General features: G+C 62.5%; 14 protein-coding genes and 1 pseudogene. 8 read left to right on the forward strand and 7 right to left on the reverse strand.

Going from position 1 to position 22,872, the window contains the following annotated elements; all coding sequences use genetic code 11:
• The first annotated feature begins 241 nt into the window (after window positions 1-241).
• Window positions 242-2,329 carry an LTA synthase family protein gene (locus K1X80_RS10130; RefSeq protein ID WP_169989369.1) on the forward strand — a complete coding sequence of 696 codons (2,088 nt, stop codon included), beginning with the start codon at window positions 242-244 and terminating at the stop codon, window positions 2,327-2,329.
• A gap of 69 nt (window positions 2,330-2,398) precedes the next feature.
• On the opposite strand, the gene K1X80_RS10135 is transcribed toward K1X80_RS10130, so the two are convergent.
• Entirely contained in the window at window positions 2,399-2,551 is a 153-nt protein-coding gene (locus K1X80_RS10135; RefSeq protein WP_032863216.1) for a DUF3309 family protein, read from the reverse strand.
• Between the two features lie 330 nt (window positions 2,552-2,881).
• Between K1X80_RS10135 and K1X80_RS10140 the strand changes: the two genes are divergently transcribed.
• Together K1X80_RS10140 and csrA are read left to right on the forward strand one after the other, a co-directional pair.
• Window positions 2,882-3,697 carry an SDR family oxidoreductase gene (locus tag K1X80_RS10140; RefSeq protein WP_057440755.1) on the forward strand — a complete coding sequence of 272 codons (816 nt, stop codon included), beginning with the start codon at window positions 2,882-2,884 and terminating at the stop codon, window positions 3,695-3,697.
• 174 nt (window positions 3,698-3,871) lie between these two features.
• A complete protein-coding gene (gene csrA, locus K1X80_RS10145) occupies window positions 3,872-4,066 on the forward strand; it encodes a carbon storage regulator CsrA (RefSeq protein ID WP_057440758.1) in 195 nt (64 codons plus the stop codon).
• Here csrA and K1X80_RS10150 read toward each other — a convergent pair.
• The 4 genes from K1X80_RS10150 to K1X80_RS10165 all read right to left on the reverse strand — a co-directional run bounded on the left by K1X80_RS10150 (window position 4,063) and on the right by K1X80_RS10165 (window position 9,209).
• The gene (locus tag K1X80_RS10150; RefSeq protein WP_003192759.1) at window positions 4,063-4,290 is read right to left on the reverse strand and encodes a YheU family protein; all 228 of its coding nucleotides are present in this window, start codon (window positions 4,288-4,290) and stop codon (window positions 4,063-4,065) included. The two genes, csrA and K1X80_RS10150, sit on opposite strands and share 4 nt — an antisense overlap.
• Before the next feature lie 59 nt (window positions 4,291-4,349).
• Window positions 4,350-5,534, reverse strand: coding sequence for an osmoprotectant NAGGN system M42 family peptidase (locus tag K1X80_RS10155; RefSeq protein ID WP_120732323.1), 1,185 nt, complete (start codon window positions 5,532-5,534; stop codon window positions 4,350-4,352).
• Between the two features lie 153 nt (window positions 5,535-5,687).
• A complete protein-coding gene (gene ngg, locus K1X80_RS10160) occupies window positions 5,688-7,433 on the reverse strand; it encodes an N-acetylglutaminylglutamine synthetase (protein WP_220172868.1) in 1,746 nt (581 codons plus the stop codon).
• Window positions 7,434-7,436: 3 nt separating this feature from the next.
• Complete coding sequence (locus K1X80_RS10165; RefSeq protein WP_057958882.1) at window positions 7,437-9,209, reverse strand: N-acetylglutaminylglutamine amidotransferase; 1,773 nt, start codon at window positions 9,207-9,209, stop codon at window positions 7,437-7,439.
• A gap of 309 nt (window positions 9,210-9,518) precedes the next feature.
• On the opposite strand from K1X80_RS10165, the gene K1X80_RS10170 reads away from it, so the two are divergent.
• Entirely contained in the window at window positions 9,519-14,339 is a 4,821-nt protein-coding gene (locus K1X80_RS10170) for an NEL-type E3 ubiquitin ligase domain-containing protein (RefSeq protein WP_220172869.1), read from the forward strand.
• Window positions 14,340-14,347: 8 nt separating this feature from the next.
• Here K1X80_RS10170 and mnmC read toward each other — a convergent pair.
• Window positions 14,348-16,343, reverse strand: a pseudogene (gene mnmC / locus K1X80_RS10175) (bifunctional tRNA (5-methylaminomethyl-2-thiouridine)(34)-methyltransferase MnmD/FAD-dependent 5-carboxymethylaminomethyl-2-thiouridine(34) oxidoreductase MnmC).
• A 197-nt stretch (window positions 16,344-16,540) separates the two neighbouring features.
• Between mnmC and K1X80_RS10180 the strand changes: the two are divergent.
• The 4 genes from K1X80_RS10180 to K1X80_RS10195 all read left to right on the forward strand — a co-directional run bounded on the left by K1X80_RS10180 (window position 16,541) and on the right by K1X80_RS10195 (window position 21,385).
• The gene (locus K1X80_RS10180; protein ID WP_057958885.1) at window positions 16,541-16,957 is read left to right on the forward strand and encodes an NEL-type E3 ubiquitin ligase domain-containing protein; all 417 of its coding nucleotides are present in this window, start codon (window positions 16,541-16,543) and stop codon (window positions 16,955-16,957) included.
• 102 nt (window positions 16,958-17,059) lie between these two features.
• Complete coding sequence (pap, locus tag K1X80_RS10185; protein ID WP_057958886.1) at window positions 17,060-18,577, forward strand: polyphosphate:AMP phosphotransferase; 1,518 nt, start codon at window positions 17,060-17,062, stop codon at window positions 18,575-18,577.
• 101 nt (window positions 18,578-18,678) lie between these two features.
• Window positions 18,679-19,863 (forward strand): thiolase family protein, encoded by a 1,185-nt coding sequence (locus tag K1X80_RS10190; RefSeq protein WP_057958887.1) that lies wholly within the window; start codon window positions 18,679-18,681, stop codon window positions 19,861-19,863.
• Window positions 19,864-20,425: 562 nt separating this feature from the next.
• Complete coding sequence (locus K1X80_RS10195) at window positions 20,426-21,385, forward strand: DMT family transporter (protein WP_057958888.1); 960 nt, start codon at window positions 20,426-20,428, stop codon at window positions 21,383-21,385.
• Between the two features lies 1 nt (window position 21,386).
• On the opposite strand, the gene K1X80_RS10200 is transcribed toward K1X80_RS10195, so the two are convergent.
• Window positions 21,387-22,775 (reverse strand): class II fumarate hydratase, encoded by a 1,389-nt coding sequence (locus K1X80_RS10200; RefSeq protein ID WP_057440775.1) that lies wholly within the window; start codon window positions 22,773-22,775, stop codon window positions 21,387-21,389.
• Between the last annotated feature and the right edge of the window lie 97 nt (window positions 22,776-22,872).

Genomic DNA, 22,872 nt, shown 5'->3' on the forward strand with positions numbered 1-22,872 from the left:
TCTATTCGCTGCACAAAATTTTCACACTTCATCCAAGACAATTCCCCCGCTTTATTTTCCTGCCTCGGTCAGTCTGTGCCGACAGGAGCGCTGCGCGATGAGTAATCGATAGCGTTGACGACGTTGATCGGGCAGCATCTGCCCACTGCGTAATACCCTGGACCCCTGTGCCTTTACTGGCCGGGGCAGGACGCCGCTGCATTCTTTCGTCACTTAAACCTCCAATGGGTCCTCAAACAACATGGCAAACCCGGACGCCCTGAATCAGCAGCGAGCTTCTACTCGTCTGCTGCAACCGACCGTCAAGTCCCACCTGGCCTACACGCTGCTTTGCGCCCTGGTCATGATGGTGATGCTCTCCCTGCTGCGCCTGGGACTGTTGGTGTACAACAGCGACATGATGCTCGACACCCCGGCCTCGACCTTCCTTGAAGCGTTCGTCAATGGCCTGCGCCTGGACTTGCGCCTGGTGGTGTACCTGAGCATCCCGCTGATCCTGGCCCTGTTCAGCGTGCGCGCCATGGCCGCCCGTGGGTTCTTCCGGTTGTGGCTGACCGTGGTCTCCAGCAGCGCGCTGTTCCTTGGCCTGATGGAGATGGACTTCTACCGCGAGTTCCACCAGCGCCTTAACGGCCTGGTCTTCCAGTACGTCAAGGAAGACCCGAAAACCGTGATGAGCATGCTCTGGTACGGTTTCCCGGTGGTGCGCTACCTGCTGGGCTGGGCCGTCGGTACCTTTATCCTGAGCATCGCCTTCAAGGGCGCCGACCGTGCGACGCGCCCCCGTGGCCCGTTCAGCGGTGGCACCGTCGGCACCCGCCAGGTCGCGCCGTGGTACAGCCGCATCGCGGTGTTCGTGGTGTGCCTGCTGATTGCCGTGGTCGCCGCGCGTGGCACCCTGCGCCAGGGTCCGCCACTGCGCTGGGGTGACGTGTACACCACCGACTCGAACTTCGCCAACCACCTGGGCCTCAACGGTACGTTGTCGCTGATCGGTGCAGCCAAGGCGCGCTTCTCCGAGCATCGCGAGAACGTCTGGAAAGCCACCCTGGAGCAGCCGCTGGCGACCCAGACCGTGCGTGACATGCTGGTGCTGCCTGACGAAAAACTGGTGGATACCGACACCGCCGCCGTGCGCCGTGACTTCACGCCGCCGGCCGAGAAGACCCTGCCGATCAAGAACGTCGTGGTGATCCTGATGGAAAGCTTCGCCGGTCACTCGGTGGGCGCCCTGGGCAGTGGCGGCAAAATCACGCCGTACTTCGACGAGTTGACCAGGGAAGGCCTGCTGTTCGACCGTTTCTTCTCCAATGGCACCCATACCCACCAGGGCATGTTCGCCACCATGGCCTGCTTCCCGAACCTGCCAGGCTTCGAATACCTGATGCAGACCCCGGAAGGCAGCCACAAGCTGTCGGGCTTGCCGCAGTTGCTCAGCGCCCGTGATTTTGACGACGTGTATGTCTACAACGGCGACTTCGCCTGGGACAACCAGTCGGGCTTCTTCAGCAACCAGGGCATGACCAACTTCATTGGCCGCAAGGATTTCGTCGACCCGGTGTTCTCCGATCCGACCTGGGGCGTGTCCGACCAGGACATGTTCGACCGGGGCCTGCAGGAGCTGAAGGCGCGCGAAGGCGGCAAGCCGTTCTACGCCCTGCTGCAAACCCTGTCCAACCACACGCCGTATGCCTTGCCGACGCCGTTGCCGGTCGCGCCGGTGACTGATCGTGGCCGTCTCAACGAGCATTTGACGGCCATGCGCTACTCCGACTGGGCCCTGGGCCAGTTCTTCGAGAAGGCCCGTAAGGAGCCGTACTTCAAGGACACCCTGTTTGTGATCGTCGGCGACCATGGTTTCGGTAACGAGCAACAGATCACCGAAATGGACCTGGGGCGCTTCAACGTGCCGCTGCTGTTGATCGCACCGGGCGTGCAGGACAAGTTCGGCGTGCGTGACCACACCGTGGGAACGCAGATCGACATCGTGCCGACCATCATGGGCCGCCTGGGCGGTGAAACCCGCCACCAGTGCTGGGGCCGCGACCTGCTCAACTTGCCGGAAGGCGACAAGGGCTTTGGCGTGATCAAGCCCTCGGGCAGCGACCAGACCGTGGCGTTGCTCACTGCCGACCGTGTGTTGGTACTGCCCAAGGAAATGCCACCGAAACTGTGGCAATACGAACTGGGCGCCAACCCGACCGGCAAGGTGATTCCCGAGTCGGCGGATGAGGCGCAACTCAAGCAGAAACTTGAGTCGTTCCTGCAAACCGCGACCAAGAGCCTGCTGGATAACACCGCAGGCGTGGTAGACGGCAAGCCGGACTAATCGCCCGGCAATAAAAAAGAGGCCTTCTTCAAGGCCTCTTTTTTTTGCATCTTTTTTAACGCTGGGGGGTTATATCTTGCCCAGCAACAACAGAATCAACAGCACCACCAGCACCGTACCGAGAATACCCGACGGCCCATAACCCCAGTTACGCGAGTGCGGGAATACCGGCAGGCCGCCGACCAGCAGGAGGATCAGAACAATGATAAGAATGAGGCTCATAGTTTGTTTTCCTTATTCGTCTTCTGAAAAGACCTGATTGTTAATTGTCAGAGCCGCACCTTTAAAACGGCCGCCTTAATCAATCCGACTCCTGCACTTTGCAGAAAATTCCCTGTTTTTTTAATCCGATTTGGCCGCTGGCTTATTTCGTTTTTAATTGTTGTGTTGTTGCGCACTTAGTTTAAATAGATTGAACTTACCCCATGCCCCGGCATCCGACCGGGCCTTTGGTTTGCCCCGGGCATTCAGCAACTTGATGGTGCATGGGGCGGTGAATAACCTTCGCTACACTGGCGCGTACTTCTTCCCTGAATCACAAGGCTACTTCCTATGCAAAATCGCATGATGATCACCGGCGCCGGATCCGGCCTGGGTCGCGAAATCGCTCTGCGCTGGGCCCGCGAGGGCTGGCAGCTGGCCTTGTCGGATGTCAGCGAGCCGGGCTTGCAGGAAACCCTCGCGCGGGTGCGCCAGGCCGGTGGCGACGGGTTTATCCAGCGCTGTGACGTGCGTGACTACAGCCAGCTCACCGCCTTTGCCCAGGCCTGCGAGGTCAAGCTGGGCGGCATCGACGTGATCGTCAACAACGCCGGGGTCGCCTCCGGTGGGTTCTTCAGCGAGCTGTCCCTGGAGGATTGGGACTGGCAGATCGCAATCAACCTGATGGGGGTGGTCAAGGGCTGCAAGGCCTTCCTGCCGCTGCTGGAAAAGAGCAAGGGCCGGATCATCAACATCGCCTCCATGGCGGCCCTGATGCAAGGCCCGGCCATGAGTAACTACAACGTGGCCAAGGCCGGTGTGGTGGCGCTTTCGGAAAGCCTGCTGGTGGAGCTCAAGCAGCAGGAAGTCGGGGTGCACGTGGTGTGCCCGTCGTTCTTCCAGACCAACCTGCTGGACTCGTTCCGCGGCCCCACCCCGGCGATGAAGGCCCAGGTCGGCAAACTGCTGGAAAGCTCGCCGATCAGTGCGGCAGACATTGCCGATTACATCTACCAGCGGGTGGCCGCCGGTGAGTTCATGATCCTGCCCCACGAACAGGGACGCATGGCCTGGGCGCTGAAACAGAAAAACCCGCAATTGCTGTATGACGAGATGACCAGCATGTCGGAAAAAATGCGCGCCAAGGCTCAGTCGGTCAAAGGCTGAGGGATATAAACAATACGTTTATATTTTTGCGGTCCTACTGGGCTGTTTGATATTCGTCTGTCAGTAAATCCAACCCTGGGTTGTAGGGAGGATCTGTTTATCTGGCAGGTCATTGATGGCTCGTAGGGGAGGGCGCATGGTCGCGGTCCGGTAACTTTCCAAAGGACACACGCCATGCTGGTACTTAGCCGCGCGGTAGGCGAAATCATTTCCATCGGCGATCACATCACCCTGCGGATCCTGGAGGTCAACAGCCTCCAGGTGAAACTCGGTGTGCAAGCGCCCGCAGGGGTCAATGTGCACCGGGCGGAGGTCTACGAAAAGATCCGCCGCCTGCAGGGGCAGGCGGTGGCGGTGCCCAACCCTTAGTCGAACAGGTGCTTGGGCACGTCGTGCTTGAGCATCAACTGGCACTGCTCGCTTTCAGGGTCGAAAACAATCAGCGCCTGACCCTTGGTCAACGCCTGGCGCACGCGCAGTACCCGGGTTTCCAGGGGCGTGTCGTCGCCGTTGTCGGTGCCGTCGCGGGTCACGAAGTCTTCAATGAGGCGGGTCAGGGTGTCGACTTCAAGTGCATCGTAGGGAATCAGCATACAAGCCTCAAATGGTGGATCCCGGCGATCCTACTGTGCCGGGATCATAGTTGCCAGCCTCAGGATTTCTGCCCGATCAGGCTGTCCACCGAGGGCACGCGGGTGTCACTCTCCATTTGCGTTTCGTGTTCCAGTTGATGACTGAAGCGGTCCAGGGAACCCTGGGCCGGTTGCGCATCGCTGGCAAATACCGGCGGGCTGAGGATGTAGGCGCCCAGCAGGCGGCTCAAGGCCGCCAGGCTGTCGATATGGGTGCGCTCGTAACCATGGGTCGCATCGCAGCCAAACGCCAGCAACGCGGTGCGGATATCGTGGCCGGCGGTGACCGCCGAGTGCGCGTCGCTAAAGTAATAGCGAAATAGGTCACGGCGTACTGGCAGGTCGTTTTCCGCCGCCAGGTGCAGCAGGTGCCGGGACAGGTGATAGTCGTAAGGGCCGCCGGAGTCCTGCATCGCCACGCTCACTGCATGTTCGCTGGAGTGCTGGCCGGGGGCGACCGGGGCAATGTCGATGCCGACGAATTCGCTGACATCCCAGGGTAGGGCCGCCGCCGCGCCGCTGCCGGTTTCTTCGGTGATGGTGAACAGCGGATGACAGTCGATCAGCAACGGTTCGCCACTGTCGACGATGGCCTTGAGCGCCGCCAGCAAGGCCGCGACCCCTGCTTTGTCGTCCAGGTGGCGGGCGCTGATATGGCCGCTTTCGGTGAATTCCGGCAGCGGGTCGAACGCCACGAAGTCACCGACGCTGATCCCCAGGGAGTCGCAATCGGCGCGGGTGGCGCAGTAGGCGTCCAGGCGCAGTTCGATATGGTCCCAACTGATCGGCATTTCATCCACGGCGGTGTTGAAGGCATGCCCGGAGGCCATCAGCGGCAGCACGCTGCCACGGATCACGCCATTATCGGTGAACAGGCTGACGCGGCTGCCTTCGGCAAAGCGGCTGGACCAGCAACCCACCGGGGCCAGGGTCAGGCGGCCATTGTCCTTGATCGCCCGTACGGCGGCGCCAATGGTGTCCAGGTGCGCGGAGACGGCACGGTCCGGGCTGTTTTTCTGGCCCTTGAGGGTGGCGCGGATCGTACCGCGCCGGGTCATTTCAAACGGGATGCCCAGTTCTTCCAGGCGTTCGGCGACGTAGCGCACGATGGTGTCGGTAAACCCGGTAGGGCTGGGGATGGCGAGCATTTCCAGCAGCACTTTTTGCAGGTAGTTGAGATCCGGTTCGGGGATGGCTCGGGTCATGGAAACTCCTGATGAGTTGAGGGCATCGATGGTTTCGATGAGGGGCTTGGGGATTTGTTGGCCGGGCTGGCCTCATCGCAGGCAAGCCAGCTCACACAGCAACCTGTGGGAGCGGGCTTGCCCGCGATGAGGCCCGTCCAGTCAGCTCATGTCTCAAGCCGTGGTTTGACTGTGGGGGAACAACAAATCCACAAACCGTTCTGCCGTGGGCTGTGGTTCATGGTTGGCCAGGCCGGCCCGTTCATTGGCTTCGATAAATACGTACTCCGGCTGGTCAGCGGCCGGCACCATCAAGTCCAGGCCGACCACCGGAATATCCAGGGCACGCGCCGCACGCACGGCAGCATCCGCCAGCGTCGGGTGCAGAATCGCCGTGACATCTTCCAGGCAGCCCCCAGTGTGCAGGTTGGCAGTGCGCCGTACCGCCAGCACTTCACCCGAAGGCAGGATGCTGTCGTAGTCATATCCTGCCGCCTTCAGGGTGCGCAGGGTTTCGTCATCCATCGGGATCTTGCTCTCGCCGTCTGTGGCCGCCTGGCGACGCCGGCTCTGCACTTCGATCAAGGCGCCGACGCTGTGCTTGCCGTCGCCGATCACCTGCGCCGGGCGCCGGATCGCGGCAGCTACTACTTCAAAACCAATCACCAGGATGCGCAGGTCCAGGCCCTCGTGGAAACTCTCCAGCAAAACCCGAGAGTCGAACTGGCGCGCCGCTTCGATGGCGCCTTGCACTTCTTCGATGGTCTGCAAGTCCACGGCCACGCCCTGGCCCTGTTCTCCGTCCAGCGGCTTGACCACGATGCGCTGGTGTTCGTCGAGAAACTCCAGGTTGTCGTCGGCGCTGGCTGCCAGTTGTTGCGCTGGCAATTTCAAGCCGGCGGCGCTCAAGACCTTGTGGGTCAGGCTCTTGTCCTGGCACAGGCTCATGCTGATCGCACTGGTCAGGTCGCTCAATGACTCCCGGCAGCGCACCCGGCGCCCGCCATGGCTGAGGGTGAACAGCCCGGCTGCGGCATCGTCCACCTGCACATCAATACCGCGCCGGTGCGCCTCTTCGACAATGATCCGTGCATAGGGATTGAACCCCGCCTGCGGCCCCGGCCCAAGGAACAGCGGCTGGTTGATACCGTTCTTGCGCTTGATGGCAAAGGTGGTGAGGGCGCGAAAACCGAGCTTGGCGTACAGGCTCTTGGCCTGGCGATTGTCGTGCAGCACCGACAGGTCCAGGTAACTCAGGCCCCGGCTCATAAAGTGCTCGATCAGGTGGCGCACCAGCACTTCGCCGACGCCGGGCCGCGAGCATTGCGGGTCGACGGCCAGGCACCAGAGGCTGCTGCCGTGTTCCGGGTCATGGAAGGCTTTATGGTGATTGAGGCCCATGACGCTGCCGATTATCGCGCCGCTGTCTTCATCCTCGGCCAGCCAGTACACCGGGCCGCCTTGATGGCGCGGGGTCAACAGGTTGGCATCCACCGGCAACATGCCGCGCCCCTGGTACAGGCGATTGACTGCCTGCCAGTCGGCTTCGCTCTGTACCCGGCGAATGCGAAAGCCACGGAACACCCGGGTCGCCGGCCGGTAGTCGGTGAACCACAGGCGCAAGGTATCGGAGGGGTCGAGGAACAACTGTTGCGGATCAATCCCGAGGATCTGCTGGGGCGCGGCCACATACAGGGCGATATCCCGTTCCCCGGGCTGCTCGTTGAGCAGCTCCAGGGCCAGGCTCGCCGGGTCGGGGAAGGTATGGCCAATCAATAAGCGGCCCCATCCGCAATGCACGGCGATGGGCTGGTCGCTGGGTTCGCTGCCGTCTTCGGCCAGGCGCGCTTGCAGGCGCTCGTAGGACGGTGCCTGGCCGCGCAGCAGGCGTTGGCTGTAGGCCGTGGCGTGAGGTTTCATCAATCAGATTCCTTGTTCGCTGAGCCACAGGTTCAGCGCCGCCAATTGCCACAGCTTGGAGCCGCGCAGCGGGGTCAATTGCCCTTGTGGGTCAGTGAGCAGACGGTCGAGCATCGCCGGGTTGAACAGGCCACGATCCTGGCTCGGGTCCAGCAACAGGTCACGCACCCAGTGCAGGGTGTCGCCCTGCAAATGCTTGAGGCCGGGCACCGGGAAGTAGCCTTTCTTACGGTCGATCACCGCACTGGGGATCACCCGGCGCGCAGCTTCCTTGAGCACTTGCTTGCCACCGTCCGGCAGCTTGAATTGGCCCGGCACCCGCGCCGACAACTCCACCAGGCGGTAGTCGAGAAACGGCGTGCGCGCTTCCAGGCCCCAGGCCATGGTCATGTTATCCACACGCTTGACCGGGTCGTCCACCAGCATCACCGTGCTGTCCAGGCGCAGGGCCTTATCCACAGCCGCCTCGGCGCCGGGCTGGGCGAAATGCTCGCGCACAAAGTCGCCGGCGGCGTCATTGGCGGTCAGCCATTGCGGGGCGACGGTGGCCGCGTAGTCGTCGTAGCTGCGGTCGAAGAAGGCCTCGCGATAGGCCGCATACGGGTCGCTGGCGCCGTCCACTTGTGGGTACCAGTGGTAACCGGCGAACAGCTCATCGGCGCCCTGGCCGCTTTGCACCACCTTGCAATGCTTGGCCACTTCCCGCGACAGCAAATAGAAGGCAATGCAGTCATGGCTGACCATCGGCTCGCTCATGGCGCGGAACGCGGCCGGCAGTTGCTCGATGATTTCGCTTTCGGCGATACGCAGTTGGTGGTGCCGCGTGCCGTAGTGCTTGGCGATCAGGTCGGAGTACTGGAACTCATCGCCACGCTCGCCGCCGGCATCTTCGAAGCCGATGGAGAAGGTCGACAGATCCTGTACGCCGACTTCGCGCAACAGGCCCACCAGCATGCTCGAATCCACACCGCCCGACAGCAGCACGCCGACATCCACCGCCGCGCGTTGGCGAATCGCCACGGCTTGGCGGGTGCTGTCGAGCACGCGGTCGGTCCAGTCTTCCAGAGTCAGGTGTTTTTCATCGTCATGGGGGCCGTAGGGCAGGGTCCACCAGGTTTTCTGCTCGGTCTTGCCGTTGGCCTCAATCCGCATCCAGGTGGCCGGCGGCAGCTTTTCGATGCCCGCCAGCAAGGTGCGCGGTGCCGGCACCACGGCGTGGAAATTCAGGTAGTGATTGAGCGCCACCGGGTCGAGGATCGGGTTGATATCGCCGCCCTTGAGCAACGCCGGCAACGCCGAGGCAAAGCGCAAGCGCTGGCCGGTGCGCGACAGGTACAACGGCTTGACGCCCAGGCGGTCGCGGGCGATGAACAGGCGCTGGCTGTCGCGCTCCCAGATGGCAAAGGCAAACATGCCGTTGAGCTTAGGCAGCAAGGCTTCGCCCCAGGCGTGGTAGCCCTTGAGCAGCACTTCGGTGTCGCCGCCGGAATAGAAGGCGTAGCCCAGGGCTTCAAGCTCGGTGCGCAGTTCCGGGAAGTTGTAGATCGCGCCGTTGAACGCCAGGGACAGGCCCAGTTGGGCGTCGACCATCGGCTGGGCCGAGCCGTCCGACAGGTCCATGATTTTCAGGCGACGATGGCCCAGGGCAATCGGCCCTTGGGCATGGAAGCCCCACGCGTCAGGTCCGCGTGGTGCCAGGTGATGGGTGATTCGCTCCACCGCTGCCAGGTCGGCAGGTTGATGATCGAAACGCAGTTCTCCAGCTAATCCGCACATAAAGTCCTTACCGGTTTTTCCGTTGGGGAGGGGGTAAAAGGCACGCGCCAAAACGGCGGGTACCCAAGGACTGACCCGAGGCTATACCTGGAGTTTTAGATCAATAAGTTATATGGCAAACGGCCGCTCCCCCGCGCACGCCGTTCTGCGGCCCGTGGGGCGCGGGGCAAAGTGGAGGTAATTAGGTCTGGCTCTGATGCAAATAGTGGCGCGTTTCCAAGGGCAACCCCCCAGCTATTTGAACCCTTCTGCGGTGCAGGGGAGCTTATGGTGATGCGTCATGTTCAACGCGATTAAGGACCGTTGCGAATGACGCAAACAGCAAAGCTGAGCCAGGCTGTGCAGCCTGTGACCTCGGACGAATTGATGAAGGCGCTGCTGGACAGCACCGGCGACCTGGATAAAGCGCAGGTCTTGCATGACACGTTGCCCGCCTGGCTGGTCAAGGCCGATCCCCAGGCACTCCAGGCCATTGAGCAGGCGTATGCCGACAGCGAGCGGCCCAAGGCAAACCTGCAACGGCTGCTGAGCCGTCTGACCCCTCTGGACGCGTTCTGTACCGAACGCCTCACGGCGTTTCTGGCCGCCAAAGGCCACACTCAGCTGGATATCGAGAACGACTCGCTGGAGCTCCCCAGGCGTACCTTCAGGGGAGTCAATCCGGACCTGGGCGGCATGCTGGTGCAGACCGTTACCCTGGAGAAACACAGCCTGCTGCAAGCGGCGATGCAGAATTTTTCCCAGGCCGGGGCCGAACCGGGAGGCATACCGATCAATGCCGTGGTCCGCGTTGGGGCAAAGCGCAGGGTTGCGCAAGATATCAGCGCCCAGACATTTATCGGCTACTGCCGCGAGCTGAATCTGGGGGAGGCCTATCAAACCCATGTGCGCGAGGTGTTCAACCTGACGGACCCGGACGGCGGTTATAGCCCGGCGGTGAGGACGATGGGTCAGTCCCGGTGCATGGATATGCTGATCGACCTGCAGATAGCCTATGCCAAAGGCGATATTGATCAACCGACCCGTGAGCTGTTGCTGGGCCTGGTCAAGGCGGACATGCCCGCCAGCAGCACCCGGCAGCTGTGGTTCAACAACCAACCGCTGACCTGGCAAGGCTTGAACATCGACGGGGCGTGCCTGTGGGGCGTGCTGGTGTTTTCCGGCGCCTCCCCCGATGGGTTTTCCAACGGCCCGATCGTGGTGTACATGCCCAATGAGCCCGTGCGGCCGTGGTACCGCTACGTGTCCCTGGAGCAGTTCAAGCTTTACCTCAGCCTCAAGCTCCACGTGAGTCGTTATCGACACTTCTTCATGGGCTACCTGGACGAGTCCGAGCGTTTCGGTTTTTTTCAGCGGTTTGAGCAGTACAACCTCCTGGTGCGCGTAGAACCGCTACCTGTAACGGATAATTTTTCGACGTTCTTTTTTAATGCCGGTGTCGGCAAAATCCAGATTGATGCCCGTGTGCTCGCCGTTCCCAATGCCCAGGCCGATGACGACGCACGCCGCCAGCGCACCCAGGATTACCTGGATGCGGGCTTGACGGTACTCAACGTCGCCGCGTTTGTGGTGCCGGTACTGGGCCAGTTGATGACGGGCGTGGCGGTCGGGCAACTGCTTGGGGAAGTGTTCGAAGGGGTGGATGACTGGGTACACCAGGACAAACTCGGTGCCCTTCGGCACCTGACGAACATTGCTGAGAACCTCGCGGCCATGGCGTTGTTCGCGGCGGGTGCAAAAGTGGCCGGCCGGCTCTGGAGAACCACGCCGCCGGCTTCGGGGTTTTACGAACGGTTCGAGGCGGTGCGCATGCCGGATAGAACCACGCGCTTGTGGCGCAGCCGCACCGAGCCGTACCGCCACACCGTTTCGCTCGAAGGGACGGTTGCCAGTCCCCGTGGGGTCTACCAGGCTCACGGCCAGTCCTACGTCAATGTCGACGGTTCGACCTACTCGGTTGTCTTTGACTCCGGTACCGGCCGCTGGCGGGCCCGACATCCGCAGCGTGATTCAGCGTATCGACCGCCCCTGGTCCACAACTACCAGGGCGGTTGGCAGTTCTCGTTCGAACAACCGCAAGAATGGCAGAACCCGGACTATGTCCTGGGCCGACTGGACCCCAGCCTCGGTACCCTTCCAGCCGGGCATCTGCGGGATATCGCCGCCATCACTGACGCGACCTTGCCCCGCCTGCAGCAAATAGCCAGGCAAAACCTGCCATTGCCGGAGCGCTTGCGCGAACGTGCGCTGCGCTTCAGGCAGAATCAGGAGGTTCGCGACCTGATCTGGCAGATGGAGCATCAGGCACCGCTCGACGCGGCGACCACGCGTGTGCAGATGCTGGCCCTGCCGCTGATGGAAGGCTGGCCCCAGGGGCGGTTTTTCGAACTGCTGGACGAGCAGGGGTACCTGCTGGAGCGTCATCCCGACACCGCGCCTTTCGACTACGAAGACCTGAGCATCCACATCACCACGGGGCATCTGAAACACGGGCAAGTCCTGTCCAGCCTACTGGAGGCCCTCGACCCCGAGGAGACCGCGCGCCTGCTCGGCGGCACCTTCCCTCCAGAAGAGGCGCAAGAGGTGCTGGCGCGGCGGCTGACCGCTTCACTCAAGGACAATCACCAGGCGGTTTACGAAAGGCTGCGTGCCGATGTCGACTTTCCCGACCAGACCGATCACGGCGTGCTCAAGCATCGCTATCCGCAACTGCCCATTCGGCTTGCCTGGGAAATCATGACCCAGGCCTCCACGGCCGAGCGTTGGCGGCTGCGCGATACCGGGCGGGTGCCTTTGCGGATCGCCCAATGGGTGCGGGAGACCTTGGAAATACTTAACGAAGACGATGCCCTGAGCGGTCTGTACCTGCCGGAACTGGCCACCGACGCCACTCGGCGTATAGCGCTGGGGTTACTGCCGCGGGTTCCGGGCTGGCCCGAAGATGTGTTGATGCAAATACGCCAGGAGAGCTTGGACGGCAGTGTCATGGGGCAGGTGGGCAACGCATCTGCCGCCACCACTCGCACGCTGGTCCAGTCGAACCTGGGGTGGCGCGCCTACAACGGACAAGGTGCGCCGCTGGGGCCGATGGCCGAGGGCCCGGAGGGGTTCTATGAGGCGTTGCTTAACAGTTTGCCTCCCGCTGAGCTCGACCAGCTGCAGTTGCCCGCGAGCGGCAGGGCCAGCCATTTGCGCAATAGCCTGATTGGCAAGGCCCAGGATGAGCGGCGCCGGATTAGCCGTTATCTATGGCCGGAACGGCCGGTGCCCGAAGATCCGCCTGTGTCGTGCGTGCAAGCAATGCCCGTGGAGCCGCCGCGACAACCCGCCGGCCTGGTGCGCAAGGTCCGCAAGCTCTACCCCTTGTTTGATGAGCGGCGCATAGCGACCTTTTTGCAGGACTTGGGTCACGATCCGCTGTCCCGGGCCAAAGCCGTGCGTGCTCTTGAGCAGCAATATGAAGCACTGCATCGAACGCTCAAGGTGTGGGCCAGGGAGGGGGGCGGGCAGGGGCGCTCGGACGTTGCCCTGCGGGACTACCGCCTGGCCCGTCACCAGGCCGTCCAGCTCATCGAGCGCAGTTGGCAATATGCCTCGCTGATCCCGGATGAGTCCCATCGGCAAGTCCCGAATCTTTCCCTCGATGGCATGGTGATCGGGGCATTGCCGACCTTGCCGCCCGAAGTCAAGTTCGAGCATGTTCGCCAGTTGTCGTTAAGGAACATGGGGCTCAACGATGATGTTGGTTACTTCCTCAAGCATTTCAAAGGCTTGAATACTCTGGAGTTGACGGACAACCAGGTGACACGACTGCCGGAAGTGCTGCAGCAGATGAAGCACCTTCGTCGGCTGTACCTGGCCAATAACCAACTGCAACTGACGGAATATACGCGGACCAAACTCGGTGACCTGCGAGGGTTGACGGTATTGGACCTGAGCAACAACCCCCTGGTAGACCCGCCGCTGGTCAGCAACATGTTTGAGTTGCGTCACCTAGTCTTGCGCAATTGCCGGCTTCAGCGCTTGCCCTCCGGCTTTATGCGTCTGCCTTATCTGGAGCACCTGGACCTGCGGGAAAATGATCTCGCCACCTTGCCGCAGTGGTTGTTCGAGGTGCCACGCCAGCACGCTGAAATCATCAACCTGCGCCATAACCCGCTGGACTCCCCCAGCCGCCTGCTGTTGCAGAACTACCGGGACACCCTTGGCGTGGGCATGGGCTTTATGGAGGACGATATCGCCCGGCTCAATGAGCAGACCGCCCGGGACTTATGGTTGGGGGATGAGCGCATGGCGCGCTACGCCGAGCGGGTCGAGACCTGGACCGGACTCAAGGATGAGCTGGGCTCCGACGCTCTGTTCAAGCTGCTGGCCGGCCTGGGCAGTGTCGCAGATACCTCCCACGTGCAGGAGGACATGGGCCGCCGTGTCTGGCGCGTGCTGGACGCCGCGGCGATGGATGCCCGGCTGCGCGAAGAGATCTTTGAACGGGCGGCCACGCCCCTGAACTGTGATGATGCTGCTGCAGTGAGTTTCAGTAACCTGGAAGTGCTGGTTGAAATCCACCAGGCTTCGCAGCGGGTGGTGGGCGGTCAGGTCACGGCCAAGCCGCTCTTGAGGCTGGCCAAGGGGTTGTTTCGCCTCGACCGACTGGAGCATATGGCCCGCAGCCATAGCGCCGAGCACCCGATGCTGGATCCGCTGGAGGTCAGCCTGGCTTATCGCACCGGGTTGGCCGGGCGCTTTCATCTGCCCGGGCAACCCCGCCATATGCGCTATGCCAGTCTCGGTGGGGTGACCGAGCATATGCTGACGCTCGCTGAAATGCAGTTGAAGATGGCTGAGCTTTCTCCGCAGTTGTTGAAGTATGTGGTGAAGCTGCCGTTTTGGAGCAGTTATCTGCGGCGCATCCATAGCGGTTCATTCGACACCCTGAACCGGCCCTTCGGTGAGCGCGTCGAGGCGGTGTGGGCGCAGCGAGAGACGCTGGCTGACGCCGACTACCGGAGTCAGATGAGCCAGATACAGGATGAGCAGGAAAAGGCGGAGCTCGCCGAGCTTGAACGCCTGACCCATGAGGCGTTGAAACTCGACGACCTGGGCACCTGCGAGCTAACGCCGGCCGTTTGAGGGAGTGCTCACTGAGGTTTTTTCGTCACGTTGCTGCGAATTAACGCGCGTAGGGCGAAGCGACTCGGATGACAGGCCTCGGCGACACTGCGGGGCAGGGGCAGCGGTTCGTTGTCCAGCCACGCGGCCAACAGTTCGGCGCACAGGGGGGCGGTGATCAGGCCCCGTGAGCCGTGGCCGCTGTTGACGTACAGGCCGTCCAGCCATGGGCAGGCGATGTCCGGCGTATGCCGGGCGTCCTTGCGCAGGGCGTCATAGGCCTGGGCAAACGCCTGGGGATCGACCAGCGGCCCGACAATCGGCAGATAGTCCGGGCTGGTGCAACGAAACGCGGCGCCCCTCCAGGGTGTGTGGGGGCAGGCTGTCGGCGCGCAGGCGCTGGGCCAGGTCCGGGGAAATCTCCTGCAGCAGCGCCAGGTTACCGGCATGCTCGGCAGCGGTCGGCGCCAGGTCATCACTCTTGAAATCAAAGCTGGCGCCCAGGGTGTGTTCGCCCAGGCGGACCGGCGCGACATAGCCTTCGGCACAGACCACCGTGGCCAGCGCCTGGCTGTCGGCGGTCTGCGGCAACCGGGTGATTTGCCCGCGAATACGTTTAAGGGGCAGCTCGGCACTGGCGGCAAAACGCTTGACCTCGGCCGCCCCGGCCAGCACCACCACGGGGGCGCTGGCCAGCAACCTGTCACCGTCCCAGGCCTGCCATTGCTCGTCTACCTTGCGCAGTTCCAGGGCTTCATGCAGCACGTGCACGGTGATGCCCGGCTGGCGTGCCTGCCACTGGCAGAGGGCGGGCGGATGCACCCAGCCACCCTCGGGGAAAAACAGCCCGCCATACGCCAGGCCGACCCCGGCTCGGGCCTGGGCCTGATCCCTGTCCAGCAGGTGCAGCAAGTCCGGAGCAAATGCCTGGGCCAATTGGGCCTGGCGTTCGGCCTCCTTGGCGTTGAACGCCAGTTGCAGCACGCCACAAGCGTCCCAATCCACCCCTCGTTGCAGGTGTTCCAGCAGGCGCCGGGTATGCCCGAAGCCGCTGACAATCATCTGCGACAAGGCGGTGCCGTGGGCTGACAGCTTGAGGTAGAGCACCCCTTGCGGATTACCCGAGGCCTCCTGGGCCAGGCCTTCATGGCGTTCCAGCAGGCTCACCTGCCAGCCCCGTGCGGCCAGGCTCGCAGCACTGGTACAGCCGGCCATGCCGCCGCCGATCACCAGGGCGCGGCGCTCTCCCTTGAGGGCCGTCGGCCTGGCGAACCAGGGCTTGATCGGGGCCGGTAGCGGCGCGTCGGCCGGCCAACCGAGAAACTCGCCGCGCAGGATTTCCCACTTGTGACCAATGCCCGGTGTGCGCTTCATCTTGAACCCGGCGCTGTTGAGCAGGCGTCGCACCCAGCCGGTGCTGGTAAAGGTGCTGATGGTCGAGCCCGGGGCCGCCAGCCGTGCCAGCTCGGCGAACAGTTCGGCGGTCCACATGTCGGGGTTTTTCGCCGGGGCAAAACCGTCGAGAAACCAGGCGTCGATCTGCGCATCCAGTTGCGGCAGTTGCTCCAGGGCATCGCCGATCAGCAGGGTCAGCGTCACGCGCCCGTTCGCCAGGATCAGGCGCTGGAAGCCCTGATGAATGGCGACGTACTGCGCCAGCAATTGGTCAGCCAATGGCTTGAGCGCTGGCCAGAGGGCGAGGGCGCGTTGCAGGTCGGCGTGGCGCAGCGGGTACTTTTCCACGCTGACAAAATGCAGGCGCGCGCCCGGTACCGCGTGCTCCTCAAACAGCTGCCAGGCACACAGGAAGTTCAGCCCGGTGCCAAACCCCGTTTCCCCGATTACCAGGCGCCCGCCCACGGGCAGCGCGGCAAACCGCTCCTGCAGGCGGTTCTGCTCGAGGAACACGTAGCGGGTTTCATCCAGGCCCGACTTGTCGGAGAAATACACGTCGTCGAACACCCGCGAGCGTGGGCGTCCCTGGTCGTCCCAGTCGAGCTGGGCATTGGGCTGTACGGGGTTCATGGGCAACTCGGCAAAGACAAGGCGGCCATTCTAGTCGATCACGGGGGGCAGGGTTGAACCGGGTGTTAGCCGGCTACTTCATACATGGAAAAACTCCCGGCGATAGCCCCCGATTCGATCAACAATCAGCGTTAATCCGGCGGGTTGGCGCAGGGTATCGTTAGGCGTTCAACCCTAGGCAATAAGGGACATTGCTGATGTCGGTACAGGACGATTTAACCCACACATTCACGCAGCTGCCGGGGCAGCCCAAGTTTGCGCAGTATGTCTCGTTTGCCAATGTGACCCGTGAGGGGCTGGACGCCGCGCATTCCCAGGTGCGCACGGCAGAGTTGTCGCCGGCACTCTTGCGTTTCCTGACGCAGTTGTCGTTCTGGCAAGCTCACCTCAAGCAGCAATTTCCCGCGACATTCCTCGCGGCGACGCAACCCTTCGATGCGCGCCAGCAACAACTTTTCGAGAGCAGCCAGAGCCTCACCGACGGGGAATACCTCGCGCAGATGGAAGCCCTGCGCGCGCCGCGCCGGCAAGCCGTCGACGAGGTGGTGGAGCGATTGACCGAGGAAGTAATGAAGCACCATGACTTGGATATTTGTTACGTGCCCGAGGTCTGAGCCGCAGCCCGGTCAATTGATCCACGGCAAGTGGCGTGGAATTGCTTGCCCGCCGTGCTGCCCAATCCGCTAGTCTTGATCCATCTTGGAAGGGAGTCGCCCATGTTTGAATCCGCCGAAATTGGTCACGCCGTCGATAAGGACACTTACGACGCTGAAGTCCCGGCCTTGCGTGAGGCCTTGCTGGAAGCGCAGTTCGAGTTGCACCAGCAGGGACGCTTCCCGGTGATCGTGCTGATCAATGGCATCGAAGGCGCCGGCAAGGGCGAAACCGTCAAGCTGCTCAATGAATGGATGGATCCGCGCCTGATCGAGGTGCGCACCTTTGACCAGCAGACCGACGAAGAACTGGCCCGCCCGCCGGCCTGGCGCTACTGGCGACAACTGCCGGCCAAGGGGCGCATGGGCGTGTTCTTCGGCAACTGGTACAGCCAGATGCTGCAGGCGCGGGTCCATGGCCAGATCAAGGACGCACGCCTGGACCAGGCCATTGCCGGGGCCGAGCGCCTGGAGCAGATGCTGTGCGATGAAGGGGCGCTGATCTTCAAGTTCTGGTTCCACCTCTCCAAGAAACAAATGAAGGCGCGGCTCAAGGCCCTGCAGGACGACCCGCTGCACAGCTGGCGTATCAGCCCGCTGGATTGGCAGCAGTCCGAGACCTACGACAAGTTTGTGCATTTCGGCGAGCGCGTGCTGCGCCGCACCAGCCGTGACTATGCACCCTGGCATGTGATCGAAGGCGTGGATGCCAACTACCGCGGGCTGACCGTGGCCAGGATCCTTCTGGAGGGCCTGCAAAATGCCCTGAAGCTGTCCAAGGCCAGGGCCAGCGGCATCCATCCGGCGCCCTTGCCATCCTCGGTGGACCAGATGAGCCTGCTGGACAGCCTGGACATGACCCAGCGCCTGGAAAAGGACGACTACGAAGAGCAACTGATTACCGAACAGGCGCGGCTCTCGGGCCTGATGCGCGACAAACGCATGCGCAAACACGCGCTGGTCACGGTTTTTGAAGGTAATGACGCGGCGGGCAAGGGCGGGGCGATCCGCCGCGTGGCGGCGGCACTGGACCCGCGCCAGTACCGCATCGTGCCGATTGCCGCGCCCACCGAAGACGAGCGCGCCCAGCCGTACTTGTGGCGGTTCTGGCGGCAGATCCCGGCGCGGGGCATGTTTACCGTGTTTGACCGCTCCTGGTATGGCCGGGTGCTGGTGGAGCGGGTCGAAGGCTTTTGCACCACGGCCGACTGGATGCGCGCCTACGCCGAGATCAATGATTTCGAGGAGCAATTGCGCGACGCCGGGGTGATCGTGGTCAAGTTCTGGCTGGCGATTGATAAACAGACCCAGCTGGAGCGTTTTCAGGCCCGGGAAGAGATCCCGTTCAAGCGCTTCAAAATCACCGAAGACGACTGGCGCAACCGCGACAAGTGGGATGTCTACCGGGCCGCGGTGGGCGACATGGTGGACCGCACCAGCACCGAGATCGCGCCCTGGACCCTGGTGGAGGCCAACGACAAGCGCTGGGCACGGGTCAAGGTATTGCGCACCATCAACCTGGCGCTGGAAGAGGCGTTCGCCAAGTCCGACAAGCACGACAAAAAGAAGAAGCACAAATAGCGCCATGCTTTTGCATACGCCAGGTGAATGATCGTCGCGATCGCCGGGCCCTGGATCTATCCTCGATCTGTCTCCCAATAACGACAAGATCGAGGTAGCCCATGCGTGAAGTAGTGATCGTCGACAGCGTGCGAACCGGCCTGGCCAAGTCCTTTCGCGGCAAGTTCAACCAGACCCGCCCTGATGACATGGCCGCGCATTGCGTCAACGCCTTGCTGGCACGCAGTGGCATCGACCCGGCCAGTGTCGAGGATTGCATTGTCGGCGCCGGCTCCAACGAAGGCGCCCAGGGCTACAACATCGGCCGCAACGTGGCAGTGCTGTCGCGCCTGGGCACCGGCACCGCCGGCATGACCCTCAACCGTTTCTGTTCATCGGGGCTGCAGGCGATTGCCATCGCGGCCAACCAGATCGCCTCGGGGTGCAGCGACATCATTGTCGCCGGTGGTGTCGAGTCCATCAGTCTGACCATGAAGAGCGTGAATACCGACAACCTGATCAACCCATTGCTCAAGGAGCAGGTGCCGGGCATCTACTTCCCCATGGGCCAGACCGCCGAAATAGTTGCCCGCCGCTATAACGTCAGCCGCGAAGAGCAGGACCTGTACGCCCTGCAAAGCCAGCAGCGCACCGCCCAGGCCCAGGCCGAGGGGCTGTTCGACGATGAAATCGTGGCCATGGCGGTCAAGTACAAGGTCGAGGACAAGCACACCGGCGAGGTGCAGATCCTCGACGGCGTGGTCGATCGCGACGACTGCAACCGCCCGGACACCACCCTGGCCAGCCTGAGTGGGCTCAAGCCGGTGTTTGCCGAGGATGGTTCGGTGACCGCGGGTAACTCATCGCAACTGTCCGACGGCGCGTCGATGACCCTGGTGATGAGCCTGGAAAAAGCCCTGGAACTGGGGCTCAAGCCCAAGGCGTTTTTCCGTGGCTTTACCGTGGCCGGCTGCGAGCCGGACGAGATGGGCATCGGCCCGGTGTTCTCGGTGCCCAAATTGCTCAAGGCCCGTGGCCTGCAAGTGGCGGACATCGACCTGTGGGAGCTCAACGAGGCGTTTGCGTCCCAGTGCCTGTATGCGCGCAATCGTCTGGAGATCGACAATGCCAGGTACAACGTCAACGGTGGTTCGATCTCCATTGGTCACCCGTTCGGCATGACCGGGTCACGGCAGGTCGGGCACCTGGTGCGGGAGCTGCAACGGCGCAATTTGCGTTATGGCATCGTCACCATGTGCGTGGGTGGCGGGATGGGGGCAACCGGGCTGTTTGAAGCTGTGCGCTGATCTGGCCCTGGGGGCCCAATTATTAAATGCAGCTTCGTGCTCTGGCTCTGCTTTTGATCTGGCTTTTGATCTTGATCTTAGGCGCCCCGTTAAACCACGATGGCCGCAGGCAGGCATTGCGCAGTGGGCACCCCGGCATGGATGCTGGGGTAGCCGCGACACGGCCATGGATGGCCGATCGCGGCGGGCCCACGGAGCAATGCCTGACTGCGGGCATGCCGAGCCTAGGCGAGGCACCGAGTGGTGGGGCAGGAGCCCTTTTGGTTACTTTTGGGGCTCTTTTCCAAAAGTGACCCGCTGTAAGAGCGGAACCAATAGCGGCCGTGACCGCAGCAATGGATATGTACACATACCCAGAGGATAGCTGTGTAGATACCCATGCTGCGATAGCGTCACCGCGATGCAACTGATGTACCGAGGTGCTTGCATCGCAGGCAAGCCAGCTCCCACACAAGCCAGCTCCCACAGTTGATTTGCGGTATGCCTGATAAAAAACTTCGCCAAGGTCCACCCACATCCCCCTAGAATGCGGCTTCCTCTACCTCTGGCTCTTGGGGCACTCATGCACATCTCTTCCGGCCGCTGGGTCTACGGTTTATCCCTGACCCTGCTGACCGCGCTGCTCTGGGGCATTCTGCCGATCAAGCTCAAACAGGTGCTGCAGGTGATGGACCCGATCACAGTGACCTGGTTTCGCCTGATGGTGTCCGGCAGTTGCCTGTTCGTTTATCTGGCCGCCGTCAAGCGTCTGCCCAGCCCGAAAGTCTTGGGCAAGCGCGGTGGCTGGCTGGTGGCGATGGCGGTGTGTGGGCTGCTGGGCAACTACGTGCTCTATCTGGTGGGGCTGAAGATGTTGAGCCCCGGCACGGCGCAACTGGTGGTGCAGATGGGGCCGATCTTTTTGATGATCGCCAGTGTGTTTCTGTTCAAGGAGCGTTTCAGCCTGGGGCAGGGGGTAGGCCTGTTGGTGCTGATCATCGGCTTTGCACTGTTCTTCAACCAGCGCCTGGCGGAGCTGCTGACATCCCTGGGCACTTACACCGCCGGGGTGCTGACGATTCTGCTGGCGACCACCATCTGGGTGTTCTACGCCCTGGGCCAGAAGCAATTGCTGACGGTGTGGAATTCACTGCAGGTGATGATGGTGATTTACCTGTCTTGCGCATTTCTCCTGTTGCCCTGGGTACATCCCATGGAGGCGCTGCAACTGAGCCCATTGCAAGGCTGGCTGTTGCTGGCGTGCTGTTTCAATACGCTGATTGCCTATGGCGCCTTTGCCGAAGCCTTGGCTCACTGGGAAGCGTCGCGGGTCAGTGCGACGTTGGCGATTACACCGCTGGTGACCTTTGTGGCGGTGGCGATTGCCGCCTGGTTGTGGCCTGACTATGTGCATGCCGAGCAGATCAATGGCCTGGGTTACGGCGGTGCGGTGCTGGTGGTATTGGGGTCGGCGTCGGTGGCGTTGGCGCCGTCCTTGATCGCCGGGCTCAAGGCCCGGCGCGCAAGGTTGGCCCACCTTTAGGTCAATGCCCGGCTTCGAGCATATTCTCCGGGCGTACCCACTGGTCGAATTCGGCATCGGTGAGGTAGCCCAGCTCCAGCGCTGCTTCACGTAGCGTCAGCCCTTCGGCATAGGCTTTCTTGGCAATCTGCGCCGACTTGTCATAGCCGATATGCGGGTTCAGCGCGGTCACCAGCATCAAACCCCGTTCCAGGTGCGCGGCCATTTGCTCGGCGTCGGGCTCAAGGCCCGCGATGCAATGTTCCTGGAAGTTGCGGCAGCCATCGGCCAGCAAGCGGATCGACTCCAGCAGGTTGTGGATAATCACCGGCTTGTACACGTTCAACTGCAAATGCCCTTGGCTGGCGGCAATGCCGATGGTCACGTCGTTGCCCAGCACCTGGCACGCCAGCATCGACAGCGCCTCGCACTGGGTCGGGTTGACCTTGCCGGGCATGATCGAACTGCCCGGCTCATTGGCCGGCAGGCGCACTTCGGCCAGCCCAGCGCGTGGCCCCGAGCCCAGCAGGCGCAGGTCGTTGGCGATTTTCATCAAGGCCACGGCCAGGGTTTTCAGGGCGCCGGACAGGGTGGTCAGCGGCTCATGGCCCGACAATGCGGCGAACTTGTTGGGCGCAGTGACAAACGGCAGCCCGGACAACGCAGCGATTTCTGCGGCAATCGCCTCGCCAAAGCCGTGGGGCGAGTTCAGGCCGGTGCCTACCGCCGTGCCGCCCTGGGCCAGCTCGCACACGGCGGGCAGGGCGCTGCGAATGGCGCGCTCGGCATAGTCCAGTTGGGCGATGAACGCGGAGACTTCCTGGCCGAAGGTGATCGGCGTGGCGTCCATCATATGGGTGCGGCCGGTCTTGACCAGCTTCATATGGCGCGCCGACAACTCCGCCAGCCCGCCAGACAGTTCGCGCAACGCCGGCAGCAACTGCTCGTGCACCGCCTGTACCGTGGCGATGCTCATGGCGGTGGGGAAGCAGTCGTTGGAGCTCTGGGAGCGGTTGACGTGATCGTTGGGGTGTACCGGGCTCTTGCCGCCACGGGGCCCGCCCGACAGCTCGTTGGCGCGGCCGGCGAGCACTTCGTTGGCGTTCATATTGCTCTGGGTGCCACTGCCGGTCTGCCAGACCACCAAGGGGAACTGGTCATCGTGCTGGCCGTCGAGCACTTCGTCGGCGGCCTGTTCGATCAGCCGGGCAATATCGGCGGGCAGGTCGCCATTGCGGTCGTTGACCCGCGCCGCCGCTTTCTTGATCAGGACCAGGGCGTGCAGGACCGCCAGTGGCATGCGTTGTTCGCCGATGGCGAAATTGACCAGTGAACGCTGGGTCTGTGCGCCCCAGTAAGCGTCATCCGGGACTTGTACTTCGCCCAGGCTGTCGGTTTCGATACGGCTCATCGCAGGGACTCTCCTTGTAGTCGGTTTGCGCAGTTTAGGCCCTGGGGGGGCGATTGGGTTCCATAAAAGCCATTTCATCGGCCAACCCCCCGCAAAA

This window comes from Pseudomonas sp. So3.2b (assembly GCF_019464415.1).
GTDB lineage: Bacteria > Pseudomonadota > Gammaproteobacteria > Pseudomonadales > Pseudomonadaceae > Aquipseudomonas > Aquipseudomonas shahriarae.

What these genes read in the sequence shown, in the direction of transcription:
- K1X80_RS10155 (WP_120732323.1), bottom strand. Translation starts at nt 5,534, where the DNA reads ATGACCCGAGCCATCCCCGAACCGGATCTCAACTACCTGCAAAAAGTG.
- ngg (WP_220172868.1), bottom strand. Translation starts at nt 7,433, where the DNA reads ATGAAACCTCACGCCACGGCCTACAGCCAACGCCTGCTGCGCGGCCAG.
- csrA (WP_057440758.1), top strand. Translation starts at nt 3,872, where the DNA reads ATGCTGGTACTTAGCCGCGCGGTAGGCGAAATCATTTCCATCGGCGAT.
- K1X80_RS10180 (WP_057958885.1), top strand. Translation starts at nt 16,541, where the DNA reads ATGTCGGTACAGGACGATTTAACCCACACATTCACGCAGCTGCCGGGG.
- K1X80_RS10135 (WP_032863216.1), bottom strand. Translation starts at nt 2,551, where the DNA reads ATGAGCCTCATTCTTATCATTGTTCTGATCCTCCTGCTGGTCGGCGGC.
- K1X80_RS10200 (WP_057440775.1), bottom strand. Translation starts at nt 22,775, where the DNA reads ATGAGCCGTATCGAAACCGACAGCCTGGGCGAAGTACAAGTCCCGGAT.
- K1X80_RS10140 (WP_057440755.1), top strand. Translation starts at nt 2,882, where the DNA reads ATGCAAAATCGCATGATGATCACCGGCGCCGGATCCGGCCTGGGTCGC.
- K1X80_RS10130 (WP_169989369.1), top strand. Translation starts at nt 242, where the DNA reads ATGGCAAACCCGGACGCCCTGAATCAGCAGCGAGCTTCTACTCGTCTG.
- K1X80_RS10150 (WP_003192759.1), bottom strand. Translation starts at nt 4,290, where the DNA reads ATGCTGATTCCCTACGATGCACTTGAAGTCGACACCCTGACCCGCCTC.
- pap (WP_057958886.1), top strand. Translation starts at nt 17,060, where the DNA reads ATGTTTGAATCCGCCGAAATTGGTCACGCCGTCGATAAGGACACTTAC.
- K1X80_RS10195 (WP_057958888.1), top strand. Translation starts at nt 20,426, where the DNA reads ATGCACATCTCTTCCGGCCGCTGGGTCTACGGTTTATCCCTGACCCTG.
- K1X80_RS10190 (WP_057958887.1), top strand. Translation starts at nt 18,679, where the DNA reads ATGCGTGAAGTAGTGATCGTCGACAGCGTGCGAACCGGCCTGGCCAAG.
- K1X80_RS10165 (WP_057958882.1), bottom strand. Translation starts at nt 9,209, where the DNA reads ATGTGCGGATTAGCTGGAGAACTGCGTTTCGATCATCAACCTGCCGAC.
- K1X80_RS10170 (WP_220172869.1), top strand. Translation starts at nt 9,519, where the DNA reads ATGACGCAAACAGCAAAGCTGAGCCAGGCTGTGCAGCCTGTGACCTCG.